The following is a 16513-nucleotide window of genomic DNA, read 5'->3' on the forward strand; positions in this document are numbered from 1 at the left end:
CCTTCAATGAATTTTGAACGGGACTAGGCCGTCGATGCCGTAGTCCTGATGTTCTGGATGTCCTGTCGTGGCATAGGAAAGCCGGCCTTCCTGCAGCTCTCCTGGCCACACTGCAATGACGCGACGCGCGTGAGCATGTCGCTTCAGTAGATCTAGCGGGCTGAGCTGAAGTGTTCGATCGAACAGGAGCTCGATGTTATCCAAGAGTAAGAGCCCCCGGCTGACAAATCCATCCGCGAGCTCTTTCAGCAGATCAGCCGCCAGCAAGTGTCTTCGGGTACTAGGCACCGTAAGCAATTCACGACCAAGGGCAGCACCAACGCTCAGAACGTGCGCTTGCCGACGCTCGGCTAACTGCCCAAGCAGATTGCTTTTTCCTGATCGCGGCGGACCGATCAGAAGGATCAGCTTGCTGTTCAGGCCCGAGATATCCTCGACCAGGTGATCCAGCTTCTCGATCATCTCAGCCATCCGTCCGAGACTCGGGGAACCTGGCTTGAGTCTTGGTGCTGAGTTCGGCCGCGTTAAGCAGCACGATTTGCTGATCCTGAGGGCGCCGCGCTGTGGGGTCGGTGTCCAGTCCCAGCCGCTTGAGCGCGTAGTAGAGAAGCGCCTTGCGCACGGGGAACTTCGCCCGGCCGCTACGCATCCCGTAATCGAGGGCAATGACTTTCTGCTGCGTGTCGGACAGCTCTGGGTGCGGTCCGATCTCCAAAGTCACCTGCTCGTTCCAGTCGGCGTCGCCATCGGCACCGACCTCGCTCGGCTTGGTGCCGCGAGTCTCGATGATCCGAGAGAGAAAAAAGTTCTTAAAGCTCTGGTCGGTGAGGCAGAAGGCCCGCGCATGCCAGCGGAACCCGTCGAACCCGATCGCGTGTGGCGCAATCCATCGCCAGTGTGGCTCCGGCCGGGACAGGGACTGGTATTTGACCTCGATTGCTTCTGATCGGCGAATTGCGGCAACAACCGAACGCAGGGTTTTGGCGTTGACGCCCCGTACTGGTGTCGGCGCGGAGTCGTAGGACGGAAACTGGCCGATCCAGGCCTCAGCCCGGTCGAGGTTGCCGTCGGCGACGGAACGAATCTGAGAGAGGTAACGACTAGCGTCCGGCTTCAAAAAAAGGGGGTCGAACTTGCTGCCTCGGATGTAGGTCCGGGCGCTCTTGTCGTAGACCATGTTGTCCGGAGCCATTCCGATGTAGCGGTTCAGATCGGTAGACGCCTGGTTCACCGACACGCCGAACGCATCCATCAGATCGCCCCGATTCACATGCCCCTCCCAAAACAGGCGGAACTCGATGAACTCGAGCCGCCGCTCGACGCCCCACCGAAGATCCGGCCTTTTCGTCATAGACCAATGATCCTGCTACGGAACTGAGTGCGCCCAGTTTCTGGGTTGGCGTCGAAAGTACCCAATACGGGTGAGTCGCTCAACCGAATTTGGAGGGCGCCATCTGTGGCAGGCTATATGCCACGGATCCGGCGGAGCGGCTGATCCGCTGATTGCCAGCAGGCTTCGCATGCTACGGCGAAAGGAACAGGCAATTGCGGTCGGTAAACTGTTGCACCATTGCAAATCCATTGATCGATTAAGGTGCCATTAACCTCCAATGATCAAAAGCCTTCGCTTCGTCTCGTCGGCCCCTAATCGAATTTGTGTGAACCCATGCGACGAGAGAGTTTGCTCCCGGCGCCTCTCCCTCCGCTGTTATCGGGCTGGCAAATTTGGGTTCATGGAAGTTTTTGTGGCCAATCGCGGGTTGAACTTTCTTCCAGATTCGGCAGGGTGCGGCATGGCCCCACGGCCGAAGAGTTGCCACATGGGAGAGAGGTAACTCCTCACCAAGCTGGCTGAGCGGGTAACGCGGCCTGGGCTCTCCACGCATTGGGATTGATTGGCGATCCGGTGTTGCGTCGCGGAGCCGGACGTGAGTGAAGAGCGGGATGACCGTTCCGCCGCGCTACCGCCTGAGCGACGCCGAGAAGGACGCCCTGCTCTTTGAGCAGGCGGCACTGATCGATCGCTTGGCGGCGCGGATTGCCGAACTGGAAGTGTTGGTTGGCAAGCCGAAGAAGACCTCGGCGAACTCCCACCTTCCGCCCTCGCAGGATGGTCCCGGGGGCAAGGTCCGCAAGGCGAAGCGGCGGCGAAAACCGCGAGCGTCCCGCCCCAGTGTCATGCTCCCGATCGCACGGAGCGCCGTCTGGCCGAGGAATGCCCGCATTGCCAATCGGCGCTATCGGCGGCGGGACAGCGCTGCCGGCACCGCTACGGCTACATCGACCTACCCGAAGTCCGCCCAGTGGTCACGCGGAGCGACGCATACCGGACGGCGTACGCCTTCGGTGTCGTGTTGAGCGGTGACGCTCGCGCCGATCTCAGGAGCGCGCTGCGCGGGCCGTTGGTGCACGCGGGCGTTCCCGTAGACGCCGTAGCCTTCGCCGGTTGACCGGGCCGGTCCCCCGCGGCACCGCACCCGAAACGTCCGGGCTCCCCTCGGGCGGCTTTGGCACCCCACTCGCCTCAGCGCGGCGCCACCTCCAGAAAAAGCCGGCGAATCCGATCGTCGAGTGGATGGCCGGCGGGTAGGCCGACGTGCGCGTTCTGAGCGGTTAGCGCTTCCGCCCATTCCGCGGCGGTACCGGGGCAGGTCCGGCCAGGCCCACCGCGGTCGCCGACGAAGTGGATGAACAGCAGGGGCGCCGCCACGCCTTGCTCCTTAAGGGCATGGAGGACGGCCACGCGGTTGCAGAGCTGGTAGTGCCTGGTGAGCCAATCCCGGTCGTGCGGCACACCGAGCTCCCGATTCACGCGGTCAAGCGCCCGCTCGATCATCGAGCGCCCACCCTGCGGGCTGGCCCGGCAGGAACTACGCAGCTCCTCGATGTTGGCCTTGGCCTCGACCAGCAACCATTCCTCCACGCCGCCGCGCGTCGTGCGGGCGACGGCGTCCCAGATGGGTGGGCTGCCCCGCCGTGGCAAGAGGCCAGCCCAGACCATGCGCGTGGCGGAGTCCTCGGGCAGGAAGTCCAGCCCCTGCCACTCGCCATCGCCCATGTGCGGGACGCGTCGAACGGCTGGTCGAGCCACACCACACGCTCCGCGCCGACCACCGCGCAAACGCGCTCATCGAGCAACCGTCGATGCCGGCCAAGGAAGCGCAGCAGATGGCACTCGCTCCCATACCCGTTTCCCATCTCCGCCATGCCCTGCCCCCGGTGCTGCCCAAGTCCTCTTGGACATATATCACCCCCAGGAGGAGAGTGGCTCGGTGTGCGGTTTTTGCCGCGCACCATAGCCACACGCTCTCGCCCGCCGTCACGTCCCACCGCCTTACCACCGTCGCCGGACTCGCCCTTGAGGTGCGGTCCAGAGCGCGTGCGCGGACGGCGCCTCCCTCCACCAGCGCAGGAATGCCCCATGACCGAGGAACCGTCCCGGCCCACCCCCACTACTCGCGGCCTGCCCGCCAGCCGCGGGCCCACCGTCTGGCTGGTCAGCGGCGCGCTCAACGTGACCGACACCAGTCTGCCCGCGGCCCTACACAAGCTCGCCGACCATGCCCAGCTCTGCGCCGCCGGCTTCGCCACCGCCAACATCGCCGGCGTGATCCTGCACGGCCGCCTCAAGCTGGCGTGGAGCATCACCCTCCCGACGGACGAAACATTGCCGACGCTGGTCGACAGCCCCAACCCAGACGCCAATTACCGCCTGCTGACAATCACCGTCACGCAGTACGCCAGCGACGCCTGAGCGCCCCGTCGCAAGGCCCGTCGCAAGGCGGGCGCCGCGTGTCCGCCTCGACAACCGGTATCCACCGCGCCCCCGAACCGCGCGGCGCGTCGGACTCCGGCGCCGACGACAGCATGTCCGTACGCGGAAAGGCACGAGCGGTGCGCACGGCTGCGCCGGCAGCCGCTGGCCTCGCCGCAACCAAAACTCACCGGAGCGCCGACTCACTTTCGCTCCCCTGCAATGAGGAAACCATGACTGAAGGCAACGGAACCATGAAGAGACCGTCCACTTATGGCGTCGAACCGAAGACCATCGCAGCCTTGGGCGGTGTCGGTGCCGTCTGCGGGGCGGTGACCGCCGTGCTGGTCGGTAAAAGCGTCGCCAACATTCTCGGAACGGCGGCGGTTACCGGCTTGGCCTGCGCCATCGTCGGCGTCGTCGTGTCGCTGCACCGGAAAGACTCGGCAGAGATCATCCCGTCCGCCGACCGGGAGGGGCGGCTGAAAGATGCGGCTTGAACTGCCTTTGTTCGAGCTTGGGCAGGGCCACTGCCCGATGTCGCAAGGCGTAGCCAAGCCGCTGCCAAGTGACTAAGCCACGACGGGTGGGCGCAAAAGCGCCCACTTGCGCTGGGCTGTTGCGCAAAAGGCGTGTTCCTTGGCGCTCAACGACATCGCTACTTCAAGTGATCTACGTTTTTTGGAAATGCAACAAGTTAATTCGCGGAAAAATCCCTCCCCGATATCACGGTCACTTTCCGCGTAACTTACTCGACAAACACAGGGATTTTATTACATACAATAATGGGTTATAAGTAATATATAATATGGGTACCTACTATGTTATAGGCAAAGAAGCCTCATAGCATAATCTTGGAGAACTTCATGTACATCGCCTACACCTACTACCCAGCAATCCTCTGGTGCATCAAAGAGCGACTGGATTTCATGCTGGCACACCATTGCAAGGTCCTCTTCGTTCGCTTCGATGTGCGGTTTCCTCTTGGTACCGGTCATGTGGGCCGGAACACTGAGATGTCGCAGTTCATGAAGACCTTGAAGGCGCACTACAAAGCCCAGGGCATCGCGCTTCACTACGTCTGGGCGCGTGAGCAGGACAGCAGCGACGCGCCACACTATCACGTGGTGGTGCTGCTGAATGGCTCCAAGGTCCAGCACCCCATGGGCGTCTGGGACAAGGCGGCGGAGGTGTGGTCGGACATCACGAACGGGCCACGCGCGCTGGTCCAGCAATGCCGCCCAACGGGCGGAGGAAACAGTGGGAACTGGGGCATTATGATCCGGCGCGTGTCCGGGACGGCGACCGGGGCCGACCTCATCGCCCAGCAGCAAGCGTTTCAGCAGGACTACACCGCCGCCTGGGGCTGGGCATCGTATCTCGCCAAGGAGGACTCGAAGGACCGCGCACCCTACCGCGTGCGCGAGTTCAGCGCGTCGCGTCTGCCGGTCGGGATGATCGCCCCGCCAAACCACTGCGTCTTGCCAGCGCTCACCGGGATGGACGGCAACAGGCTATCATGGTGAGGAAGAGCGGCCCAGCCGGTCGGCGGCTGGGCTCCTCCCGGCACGAGCGGAGAGGCACCGCACGGATATCGTCAGACAGCCCTTTGGTCGTGAAGCGACGACGCGATCCGGCGCTGAGAACCCTCTGGAAAAGGCTATGACGCTCCAAGCGCCCCGATGAGGCGCCGCTTCTTAGGCGCGTCGGGCAACACGCTTGCCGGGTTAACCTGAACGTCTTCGCAGAAGGCGCCCACCGCCAATGTTTGGAAAAGGGCTTGGGACGGCGCGCGCTACGTTGACACCGTTGACGGTCAACGGTGTCAACGCGCCGTTCCCGTCATCACACCCTGTAAGCGTCGGGGTGCACGACGCAGATCGAACTTCTGCTGAGACTGACATACCGGCGCAGAAAATTGTGACGCTCAAGCTCATCAATCCCAGCTCGTATTTGCGCGACGGTATGCCGGCTGCTCCCGATCCCTCGATGAGCCTCGCGTTCGGTGAAGTGCGCGAGACGCTGGCGTTCCATCCACTGTAGGATTTTTGGCGCGTAGGTCACGCCGTCGCGCGCCTCAGCAACGAAAGCGACTGCCGCATGTTTGCGGAAATATTCCGCCAAAGCGATTCCACACACCATCGTCGCTGGAGCAATCGGATGATTCTGGGGGTCCGGGTGGACAAACAGGTGAACATTCGCGGCAAGCCGCGCGGCGTGCCCGTGAAGTTTTCTGGCGAACGCGGCGTACCGTTCACACAGTCCAGCCCGGAGCTGGGCGTCGATCTCCCTGGTATAGCGGTCAAGCTCCTTATAGGCTCCGTAACTGAGGTCAAGAACATGAAAGGCCCTCTCCCCCTCCGTTCCAGCCGGGGCCGGAATCTGCAGGAGCGCACGCATGTGCGCCTCGTATGGAGCGACCAAGCCGGGTGGAAAATCAGCCAGACCGCCTCCGGACATGGCACTGGACGTTGGCACGAAAAGCGGGAGGAAACGGGCGGTGAGGCCATGCCCCACCAGGTCCTTGTTGCCGTAAAATTGATCCGCAATGTTGGGCTGCGCGCACACGCAGATGGACAGCATGGGAGTCCGCAGACGGACTGTTCCCGCCGTCTTGGTGTCGGACGTGTACGGCTCGCCGGTAAACCCCTTGAGAAAGATGTCGTCCATTGCCGGAGAAAACTGTTTCAAGGTCCGCCCTTCGGCTTCGAAAATGGCGAGCACCTCGCCGTGGCGCGCCAGCTCGGCGGCTAGAGCTTGCGGCGTCGTGGCGTCAATCAGAATGCGGCGGGGAACCGCATCACCACACACCGCCATGTCAAGGCGCTCGACAGCCGCAATTTCATCCCAAAGCAAGTTCTTCACGGCATCGACGTCCCGGCACTCATCATAGAGGCGGCCGAATTTTTTTGCCAACTCATGCTTCTTCTTTGCAGTCGCTTTGCGCAACACCTCCCGCGCGACACCTTGCCTCTCAGCACTATGCTTTATGCGCAGCGCTTCTTCTTGTTCGAAAACGTGACGAAACAAACCCACAACGGCGCTTTTGCGTTCACCGGAGGCCGCAATGACCAGGAAGTACTCGGTTAGCGCCTCAAAATACCCATCGCTGACCTTGACTTTGAAGTTCCCGCGCGACGCGATAAGAGCGCCAGCGAGGACGCAGGGCAGCACCAGTTCAGCGCCAACGCCCAACGCCGTCGCCGTCGCCTCAACCAGGTCACGCATCGTGGGTGGAAGCTGAGCGAGGGGCAACGGCGCTGATACTTCAAGAGTTTTCCTCAAAGGAAGAATTGGTGCTTGCATCAACTGCATGCGAATGCCGTGCACCGCTTGGGCATCCAACCACTTTTTTTCCGCCTTGGCGCGCTGCTCCCAAGAATCAAGATGCTTGGCTGTGGCGATGTTCTCAGCCGTTTGCTGCCGGACCAGATCAAATCTTAGCGCTGGCTGCGTCATCTCTACAGTCGAGTAGCTTTGAGGATACGGCTGGTTCCATAGTGACATCATGAGCGACGCTCCCTTTGTTCTGTTGGTGCGTGGTTTTGGTTGATCGGGCAAGGCGATCAAAGCAAGTGCATTGGGGCGCGGGTAGATGCCGCGACGCAGTTGCTGCGTTCGCCAAACGTGAAGGGTGGTGGCTTCGGCGCCACCGCGGCGCACACGGGCGCGGTGGCGCCTTCAAGCCGAGCTCCGGTCAGGGGATCAGGGGCATCTCTCCTGAGCGGGCCTCGTCGATCTCCCGGTTATGCGGTGTCGCCGGACAGACGGGCAACCCACGCCATGGGTTCGGTGGCTGGGATTAGTGTTCGAGCGCCGACCTTGATGATCTTGATGCGGCCAGCTTTCACCTCTTCGTAAAACAGTGAGCGGCCAATGCCCGTGCTGCTCAGAAACTCGGGAATGGTTAGCAAAACCTTGGTGATGCCTGCCATCGGGGTCGCGTTGGTAACTTTCTTCTTCTGCATCGTCTGTCTCCTTCCGTGGACGGTGGCGAATGGCGTGCGCTGTCGGTGGTTGCGGACAAACGGTGGCAGATTCTTGATGGCTGCGGAACTGACCCCCCCTGCCCCTCCCCTGACACCATGGGGGTGACAGGGCTGGGGTGAGCGGTGCTAAGCACCCGAAAACGCAAGGAGTCGCGGCATTACTCTGAAGCTTGGGCAAGCACGCTCGGTGCTGCCGCCCCAAGCTGGATGACAGGGGACGAAACGCCAAACAAAGACGGTCGGGTGCGAGGTGGAGTTGCGCCTGCGCGCTAAGTTCAAACAAGGGCGTCGTGCCGCTCGATTGGACATTCATCCTGGCCGAAGCGCAAGCCACCCAGCACGAGCGCCTCGCAAATGATGACCACACGCTTGATGGGTCGGCGCAGGTTGCTTGCCCAGCGTGCGCTACACAAAGCCACTCCGAACACCTCGTCGGTGCCGGGGAGGCGGACGCGCCGGGAACTCTGCCGGCCAAGCTCAATGCAGGCCGGCACGGAGGGCCGGTTCAGGAAACGCTATGGGTCCGGTGAGGCGTCAAGGGTGTACCAGGGGCGCTGCCGGCCTGAACAACGTTCTTCAGTGTCATGGTCCCGGCGGCGGACCGCCCCCACACTCGGTACTTCGTCACATCGCCCACCTACTGAGAAGGAACGGCCAACTTGGCACGGTTTGGCTCGGGAGCGGCCGTTCGGCGTCAGGTGAGAAACCGCCGTGCACTCCAAACTACGACGGGTGGACAGCGGACCGCTTCGAGGTGCGGAGCAGCCTTCGGTCGCGCCCGCCACATTGGACGCTGCTTTCGGCCGATGCTCGTCTGCGGATCAGCTGCTGACAACCCGATCGGCCATACCGCGTCCTGACCAGGCCCCCAGCGGCCCCAAGTGACGTTGAGGCGCACGAGGATAGCCCTGTGGAATCGCTCGGCGCTCAATCGGCTCCCGAACCTTCATTCAACCGCGCTTTGTCCTTGCCCCTGACCGTGTCAGGAAGGATCGCCGTGCCAATGGCTTTGATGTCGCGCGCCGAAAGCCCCTCTCCCAAATGCTTCAGGCTGCCCTCCTGCAGCAGGTTTTTGATCGAGTCATGATTCCATCTGTGAGGCCTTGGATCATCGGCAATCATGTCGCGAAGTTCGTCGATGGCATCGAGTATGCGCGTCCTATAAGGGTGCCTTTCGGCGCTGCGGCCAGAAGCACCGGGCTGCGCCGAAGATCCGTTGGGTTGCGGCTTCGGCAACAGAAGCACCTTTTCCTCACCAATGCGGAGATTTTGAACGTCTCCTCGCGGGAACCACATTGCCAACCGCTCGAAGTCTACCTCCGGCGCCGCATAGGCCCACGCCGTATCAGGGCGTATCTCGCTGGGATGAATCCTGCCGTCCGTCAATACGCTATCGACAACGGCGTTCTCGAACTCAAGTATTGAAGCTTCCTCTATTCGATTTTTCGGGATAATGACCGGATCATTTCCCCACTCTGAACAGAAAACATGCCGCTTACCGTAGTCGTAAGAAATCCTCTGAGCACCGATGGCGGGCCGCCCTCTCAGAGCCGCGCCATTATCCGCACACAGAACGCTGTAGAGTTTGCAAAAGCTGTCCCGATAGATTTGCGATATGCGCAAATCCTGCCCATTCTCATCAAGCCCCAAAAAAGGAACCGACACCGCGCCCGTAAAGCGGAAGGCAACGGGGGGCCGGCCGTGCTCAATCCACAACACGGCATCACAGAGAGAACACCACTTGAGCGTCGGTATACTTATAAAGCCATCAACGATCGGCATCGCATACCCCTACAATGTGTCGGCAGAGCGCCTTTTCCGATTTTGGTTATTGGCCAGCCCGGTCAGGCAGTGATCGCACACGCAAAGCCAGGAGGCTTCGAACCCATCTACGCCCGCTTAAACTGATACCGTAGCCCTTCGCCCCTGACGCGCAACAGCCCGGCGGCCTCCTCGCTCAGCGGGTTGGGAAGCACTTCGATGCGAAGTTCGGAAGGCGTCGCTAGATTGCTCACGTACACGATGCAATAGCGCTCGGCGGTGCGGGAGAGCAGCGCATCGCGCGCGGCCCTGACCTCGGTTTCGCCCATTTCAAACTGGCACGGATCGCCAAGACTGGCCTTGACCTCGAGCCGCCAGGTCTGGCGGCGGAAGCGCACTTCGAAATCATAGCCGAGCCCGTCGTTGCCCGGCTCGAGAAGCAGGGCCTCCCGGTTCGACGAGACCCACGCGGCGTCGATGTCCTGGTTCGCGAACTTGGCTTTGAGCCAGTGGTACACCGCGGCTTCGCCCATATAGCCGACGATCTCGGTCTTTTCCCGGTTGGTGCGGCCCGCCCCGCCGCCGGTGCCGCGCGAAGTTCCACCGCCGCTCCTGGTAGTCGGCGGCAGCGGCGCCAGCTTGAGCGGATTCGCAAGCCCGGCGCTGCGCAGGGAGCGCGGCATGCCCATGGCGATTTCGGCAGAAAGCGCCTCGCGGTCGGCCTCCCGCGGGTCCACGGACCGGCCGTTGAACACAAAGGACCGGAGTTCCTTGTTCCTTTGGTCGCGGCTGTCCTTGTCGCTCTGCCGCTGCTTCTCCAACGCCTCCGTCTTCAGCCCAAGCGCCGCGAGATCGAGCGCGGGCGGCATGCCGTCCGGCCACAGCGCCAGCGCGACGGCCCAGCCGACGAGGGTGGCCTCCTCCAAAGGGCGGAAGTCAATGACCCCGACCGCTTCGAGCGCGGCGAACAGCGCTTGCGGTGACGATCCCGGGTCCTGCCACAGCGGTGGCGCGCTCGTGCGCTGGCCGGCGCACCAGGCTCGGACGCGCTCGCCGGCCTTCCCGGCGAAGCGGCGCACGGCCTCTGTGTTCCCCTTCCGGGTCTCGAGATAGGGCGGGAGGACGATCGGGCTCTTGCCGATCGCCGGTAGGCTGCGGGCCTTCAGCCACGCCTCCACACGCGCGCGGCAAAGCGGTTCGGGCGGCGCCTGGTGGCGTTCCAGCCAGTCCTCGTCCGGCTCCAGCCGGCGCAGTTCGGACAGGAGCTCGGGGTACTCAGGCGCCGGGCGGCGCTGGTCCAACTTGGCCGCACAATGGCCGCGCAGCGGGAGGAGGATGTCCGCCCAGTGCGTGTCGATGAAGGTTGCCCAGGCGGCCTTGTGGAGCGCCGGGTGGGTTTCGGGCGCCAGGCCGGCGGCTCTCAGGCTCCTGTTGAACGCGGCAAAGTCGAGGCCCAGGTCGTCGCGGAGTTGGCCCGGCGCGCGCGACCGCCGGCAGGCGTCGATCAGCCGGTCGGCCGCGATCCCGCTGTCCGCCACATGGCGTTCCACGGCGGCCTTCAGGGCCGCGGCATCCAACGCAAGCCCCGGCGCCGACGCCGCAAACGCGGCGCGCGCCGCTTCCCCCGCGCAGCAATGGACCACCGCTTCGAGCCACGGCAGCCAGCGCTCGGCGCGCGCGTTCAGTAGGTCGAGGGCGGCGAGCGCAGCGTCGGGCTTCAGCCACAGCACGCCGGCCAGCGCGGCGAGCACATCGTCGGCCACTGTCCCGTCGACCGGCAGGTTCCGCTTTTCGAGTTCTCCGAACAGGGCACGGAGATGGACGGCCAGATCGGGCTGCGCGACCGCCTCGCTCACCTTGGGAAGCATGCGTGTCAGGTCGGCCCAAGCGAGAATGCTGTCCCGGACGCCGCTGCCCACCACCACCTGGCGCCCCGGCGCCGCGACCAGCACCGCGGCCGTCGCCCCCGGGGGCACGTCCACCGGTTCGCCCCCAACGCGGAACGTCAGCGCGTTTGCCGGCCAGACGACAACGTCGGCAAGACGGTCGACGACCTCGCGCCGGTCGGCCGGAAGCCGCCGGGCGGCCGCGCCGTTCAGCGCCTCCATGGCCAAGAGCACGAGCACGGGCAGCGACGGGCACCGCGCGACAATCGGGGCGCAGCACGGGGGCAGCGCCCCGCCCGCGAGCGCGGCCTTGATCTCCACGCCGTCGGCGAAAGCGGCGATGAGGGCCGAGGATGCGGGCACAAACACATCGTCGGCGAGGCTTTGCACCAGGGCGGCAACGCGGGACGCTTTGGCGGCCCCGACGTCGAACACCGCTCGTCCGGCCGCCGCGAGCAAGTCTGCGGGAAGCTCGTCGGCGCCGTCGCGCACGTAGACCGGCTGCCGGTCCGTCCCGCTGCGCTCCGCCGCCAGATCGACCGCGCGCAGTTCGCCGCCCTGACGCACCAGGAGATGGCGCAAGGGCGCCTCCGCGGGACCGCTCGCCGCGTCGGCCAAGAGCGCCCACGTCTGCTCGTACAGCCTGGCAAACGCCCGCGCGTCGTGGCGCGCCACGGCGCCCGTTGCGTAGAAGCTCGCCAGGAAGTCCGCCTGCGCCCAGAGATCCTCCACACGGTTCAGCACCCGCAGCCCGCACATGCGGACAAGCAGGTCCAAGCGCTCCGGGGAAAGGCGCGCCAGCGCCCGGCGGAAAGAAATCGCAATTTGCGGGAGAACGGCGGGAGGACGCTCGCTTTGATTGTCGGCCGCGAGCCACACCTGCCGGCAGGGGAGGTGGCGCCGCCCGTCCGCGCCGCCCGCCGGCCAGTCCACCGGGAACCAGGGGCTGTCGCGCAGAAAGGCGGCCAGCGGCGTCGGCCACACCTGGCGAGAAGACGTGGACCGGTTCGGATTTACCGCTGTGACGGTGAAGTGCTCGTCCGGGTCGGCGTGCTCGCGAAACCAGTGGGCGACGAGCGTGGCGAACATTTCCCGAGCCTCGGGCGCGAGGCCGTCGCCGGCAAGCGCCTCCTGCCCGGGCATGACCCAAATCCCCCCGGTGATGCGGTAGGCGCCGCGACCGTATGGCAGCGCGCCGACGGCCGCCGCGACGTGGCTCCGCCACGCGGCGGCCACGCTGTCCGCGATGCCCAGCCTCCGGCAGAAATCGAACGTGCTCAGCTTCCACGCCTCGACGGTGTCGCTTCCGAAGTGGCGCGCGACCGGCTGGAGGCCGCACCGCACGCCGATTTGGCGCAGGAAGTCCCGCCACGGCATCAGCATCTTTCGGCTGAAGGGCCGGGCATCGGGAAGCGCCAGCAGCGTTCCGCGCATGGCGCGGAGGTCGTCGGCGTGCGAGGCCGCGGCTTGGAGGAAATCCTCCAGCAGAGGCCCTTGGGTGTCGTCCGGCCACCCCACGCCGAAGCAGACCTCCCCGGCCTCGATGTAGTCGTCGGTTCGGGTGGGAACGTAGAGCTTGGCTTCCCGCAGGGAAATGGGACGGTTGCTGGCCATGCTGCGCCGCCACAGGCGGAACGCCCACATCAGCGCATCCCGGCGGGTGGACTTCCGCGCGTCCCGCTTGATGGCGTCCGACACGTGCGCGAGGACTTCGTCACCCTGGTACGGCCTCACCAGGCGGGCCGCTTCGAAGTACTGCCGGGTCTTGGTCAGGGTCTCGCCGTACCAGTCCAGGCGGTCGTCTAGGAAGGCGAAGCTCCCCGCCAGGCTTTCCGGGGGGCGGAGCGGGTCGTCGTCGTCGGCATGCTCCGGCGCGCGCTGGCCCATCAGCCGGTCGGAGGGGGAAAACACCGCCAGCCCCAGATCCTTGCGCGACCGCCGCCGCGGCTCGCCCTGGGTGCCGAGGGAGCTGCCGTCGCCCTCGACCTTGTTCAGCCGACCGCCGCTGCAGAGCAGGACGCGGCGGCCGAACAAGCTCGGCGCGCCCGCCGGGCCGAGGAACGCCGGCAGGTCCCGGTAATAGCCGGTCCAAGCCTCAGGGTCGTCCTGGCCCTCGCGGTGCAGGTCGACGGCAAACGCTTCGGCCAAGGCTGCGCGCTCGCTTTGCTCCAACTGCAGGGCGCGCAGCGGCGGCGCGCTCAGGAACCTCTGCAGGCGCCCGATCCGCTCCGCGCCAAGCCCCGACCACAGGATGGACAGCCCGACGCTGGGCGCGCGGATCGCGGCGGCAGCCTCCGGGAACGCCTTCAGGTCCGCCGTCCACTCGCGCGCACGCCGCGCCGGCCGGTGCTCGAGGGCCGGCGCGGGGGCGTCGGGAAGGCTCGGCGTTTCGCCCCAGCATGGCACGATCGGCGCGTCGAGGATGCTTTGGCCCCCGGCCGAGGCGACCAGGGCATCGCGGACCAGCGCCGGCAGCTCGCCGTCGCGGAGCCCCTCGAGGCTGCCCGCCCCCTTGTGCCACGTCATGAGGTCGACGGCCGCGCGGGCGGCCGCCTCGACGGTCGCCGCGCCGTCGGCGCCGGCCGATCCGGCCAGCCACAGCGCCGCCCGCGCCGCCAGCGAGGCCGCCTCGCGAAGAAGCAGGCCGTTCAGCGGGATCGACGCCTTGAGGCTGGTCCGGTCGGACTTGGGAAAGAAGGTGCCGTGCAGGTGGCCGTGGAACGGCGCGGCGGCCTGCCCTCCCATGGGAAGGAAGGTGTACAACCGGGGCTCGACCGCCGCGTCGTCCAGCCGCGCGGCGACGGCGACTTCCCCGCAGCCGTGCCACGCGCGCCAGCTGTCGTGGAGTTCCTGCGCCTCGATGCTCGCGTCGATCGCCGCGCGCACCCGCTCTTCAGCGATGGAGCGGTGCGCGACGAAATACCGCCCCTGCTCCGCCAAGTCGACGATCTCGTACCGCTCGTCCTTGGCGGCGAAGACGTCCTTGGCGGCCCGCGACAGGCCGAAGACCCCGGCCCCCGCCGCCGCTTCGATAGCAAACTCGATCAGCGCGACGCGCGGCAGGAAAAGGTTCAGCGGCACCACCAGTTGCCGGACCTCATCGAAGGCCGCCGCGACGGCCTCGCGTGCCGGCTCGTTGCGCAGCGGCAGGCGGACCGCCGTGACGAAGCCGTCACGCGCGAACCGCTGCGCGGCTTCCGGCACCTCGTCGATCCAAACGGGCGTGTGGAAGAGGGGAAGATCCCTCTTCGCCAGTTCGCGGTGCTGCGGAGTCGCAAGGAGGCGGTCAAGGTCGTCGTGACTCGCGAAGCGGAAGCGGTACCCGTCGAACGTCCCGGCGGACGCCGACAGTGCGGAGAAGATCTGTGGGTCGTCTGAGACGTGGTGCACGCTGCGGAAGCCGAGCCCCTTGTTGCCAACGGTTTCCCCGGGCGGCTTGCTGGACAGCCCCAAGTCGCACAGCGCGTTGACGTTGTCGCCGCCAAAAGCCTGGCCCTCGTTCGCGACGTAGAGGGTACCGAACGGGCCTTCGTCCCCGCACATGACCACTTTGATGCGCCCGGCGCGGCCGACGGGCGGGTGCGCGTCGTAGGCGTTTTGAACAAGCTCGATGAGGAAGCGCCGGCCGTAGTCGGTCGCGATGTGGCGCGACGCGCTGTTGGCGCTCTCGTAAATCCGGTCCTTGTACGTGCCGTCGTCGCGGATCAGCCCGACGAAGGCCTCGAGCTTGTCTCGGGTAAGCCGCCAGACCTCCCGGCCCGGGCCGGAACTCGCGGCGGCGTGGTCCTCCGTGACGTCGGCCAGCATCGACATGCTTGATTTCCCTGATTGCGCCGCACGTTCCGTGCGCACGGGGCGCGACTCCGTCCGCGCCAGCCGGCGCGTTGATTGGACCGACGAGGCCGCCGTGTGGGGACCGGCGTCAGGCTGCCGCGTCCTCCCGGTGCGGGCTCGGCACGGCCCTGAAGCTGACCGGCTCCAGCGCGCACGCTGCGTCGAGCGGCCCGTTAAGGACGTAAATCCGACGTTCCCCGAAGAAGTTGAACACGCGGTACAGCTTGTAGGACGGGCCGTGCTCGCGCGACACGACGAGTTCCCGGGTGGTTAGGTAGAATGGCGCGCCGATTCCCGAGGCGGTGGTCTTCACCTCGATCAGGATCGGCTTGCCGTCGGCGTCGCAGGACCGGATGTCGTAGCCAAGGCCGTCGCCGTGCACGGCGACCGTCCACTCCGGCTCCTTCCCCAAGGGCAGGAGGCGGGCGCGCTCGAGATCGAGGACAAACTGCTCGCCGAGGCGGCCGAGTTCCGCGTTGCGGGCGCCGCGCTCGCTCCAGTCGGTCTTCCGTCCTGTGGGGGGCCCCACGTGGCCGCCCCCGCCGGTCGGCGGGCTGGGCGGCGGCACGAACACCTCCGCGGGGTCGCCCGCGGGACCTTCGGGGCCGATGCCGAGCGCGCCATAGGTCAAACGGTCGCGCACGACGAACTCGAGGAGCCGCTGGTAGTTCCCGAGCGGCGCCCAGCCCTGCACCCACGGCCTTCCGAGGGACGCCATGACCGCGCTGATGTTCAGAAACTTGTACTCGACGGCCTTTTCCGTTCGGGTTCCCAGCGCCGCCGCCACAGCCTGGACCACAGCCTTCTTGCTGAACGGGGCGCCGCTGTCCTGGCGCTGGAGCACGCCGAGGTAGGCGTCGACCGCCGCCTCGACCTCGGCGAGCGGCCACTCGTTCCTATTCGCGGCCATTCCGGCGACAGCGAAGCCCAAGCGGTGTAGCGCCCACCCGGCGTGGCCGTGTCCCTTGCCCCCGGAACACTGGTTCGACGCCAGCGGCCCAATCTCCGGGTGCTGGTAGCCGAACGCCACCGCCGCAATGGCCTTCGAGTCGTAGTGGCCGTCCGCGTCCTCCAGCAGGTATTCGCGGGCCATCCTGAACCCGTAGTGCTCCAAGAAGGCCTGCCGCCCCATGGCCTTGCATTCGGCCACCGCCAGCTTTACCGCGGCTGGGCTCGTGAGCTTGGTGAACACGCTGGTGCCACCCGCAAACGCCGCATCGGTCATCCAAAATCCTCCACTCGCGCGCGGCAATTTCCCCGGCCATCCTGCAGCCTACAGATGCGACATA

At 65.6% G+C, this 16513-nt stretch carries 11 protein-coding genes and 1 pseudogene; 4 read left to right on the forward strand and 8 right to left on the reverse strand.

Annotated elements, in window-relative coordinates:
* Positions 1 to 3: 3 nt before the first annotated feature.
* Together brxF and ABAZ39_RS12740 are read right to left on the reverse strand one after the other, a co-directional pair.
* Entirely contained in the window at positions 4 to 462 is a 459-nt protein-coding gene (brxF, locus tag ABAZ39_RS34100) for a BREX-3 system P-loop-containing protein BrxF (protein ID WP_081862995.1), read from the reverse strand.
* A gap of 1 nt (position 463) precedes the next feature.
* Positions 464 to 1351 carry a BrxR family helix-turn-helix transcriptional regulator gene (locus tag ABAZ39_RS12740; RefSeq protein WP_038529869.1) on the reverse strand — a complete coding sequence of 296 codons (888 nt, stop codon included), beginning with the start codon at positions 1349 to 1351 and terminating at the stop codon, positions 464 to 466.
* Positions 1352 to 1944: 593 nt separating this feature from the next.
* On the opposite strand from ABAZ39_RS12740, the pseudogene ABAZ39_RS34105 reads away from it, so the two are divergent.
* Positions 1945 to 2327, forward strand: a pseudogene (locus ABAZ39_RS34105) (IS66 family transposase); the annotation flags it as partial.
* Between the two features lie 197 nt (positions 2328 to 2524).
* On the opposite strand, the gene ABAZ39_RS12745 reads toward ABAZ39_RS34105, so the two are convergent.
* Positions 2525 to 3058, reverse strand: a complete 534-nt coding sequence (locus ABAZ39_RS12745; protein WP_038529871.1) for a hypothetical protein — start codon at positions 3056 to 3058, stop codon at positions 2525 to 2527.
* 363 nt (positions 3059 to 3421) lie between these two features.
* Here ABAZ39_RS12745 and ABAZ39_RS12750 point away from each other — a divergent pair, with 363 nt between their 5' ends.
* The 3 genes from ABAZ39_RS12750 (at position 3422) to ABAZ39_RS12760 (ending at position 5280) form a co-directional block, all read left to right on the forward strand.
* On the forward strand, positions 3422 to 3754 hold the full coding sequence (locus ABAZ39_RS12750; protein ID WP_038529873.1) for a hypothetical protein: 333 nt from the start codon (positions 3422 to 3424) through the stop codon (positions 3752 to 3754).
* Positions 3755 to 4008: 254 nt separating this feature from the next.
* Complete coding sequence (locus ABAZ39_RS12755) at positions 4009 to 4254, forward strand: hypothetical protein (RefSeq protein ID WP_144243534.1); 246 nt, start codon at positions 4009 to 4011, stop codon at positions 4252 to 4254.
* A 366-nt stretch (positions 4255 to 4620) separates the two neighbouring features.
* Positions 4621 to 5280, forward strand: coding sequence for a YagK/YfjJ domain-containing protein (locus tag ABAZ39_RS12760; RefSeq protein WP_038529877.1), 660 nt, complete (start codon positions 4621 to 4623; stop codon positions 5278 to 5280).
* 319 nt (positions 5281 to 5599) lie between these two features.
* On the opposite strand, the gene ABAZ39_RS12765 is transcribed toward ABAZ39_RS12760, so the two are convergent.
* From ABAZ39_RS12765 to ABAZ39_RS12780, 5 genes are all read right to left on the reverse strand, one after another.
* On the reverse strand, positions 5600 to 7264 hold the full coding sequence (locus ABAZ39_RS12765) for a DUF3987 domain-containing protein (protein WP_081862996.1): 1665 nt from the start codon (positions 7262 to 7264) through the stop codon (positions 5600 to 5602).
* A 236-nt stretch (positions 7265 to 7500) separates the two neighbouring features.
* Entirely contained in the window at positions 7501 to 7722 is a 222-nt protein-coding gene (locus tag ABAZ39_RS12770; protein WP_247881585.1) for a helix-turn-helix transcriptional regulator, read from the reverse strand.
* A 948-nt stretch (positions 7723 to 8670) separates the two neighbouring features.
* On the reverse strand, positions 8671 to 9525 hold the full coding sequence (locus tag ABAZ39_RS35590; protein ID WP_144243535.1) for a hypothetical protein: 855 nt from the start codon (positions 9523 to 9525) through the stop codon (positions 8671 to 8673).
* A 107-nt stretch (positions 9526 to 9632) separates the two neighbouring features.
* Complete coding sequence (locus ABAZ39_RS12775; protein WP_038529882.1) at positions 9633 to 15203, reverse strand: sacsin N-terminal ATP-binding-like domain-containing protein; 5571 nt, start codon at positions 15201 to 15203, stop codon at positions 9633 to 9635.
* Positions 15204 to 15312: 109 nt separating this feature from the next.
* On the reverse strand, positions 15313 to 16449 hold the full coding sequence (locus ABAZ39_RS12780) for a protein NO VEIN domain-containing protein (RefSeq protein ID WP_038529885.1): 1137 nt from the start codon (positions 16447 to 16449) through the stop codon (positions 15313 to 15315).
* Positions 16450 to 16513: the final 64 nt, after the last annotated feature.

The sequence above is a fragment of the Azospirillum argentinense genome (assembly GCF_000632475.1).
GTDB lineage: Bacteria > Pseudomonadota > Alphaproteobacteria > Azospirillales > Azospirillaceae > Azospirillum > Azospirillum baldaniorum.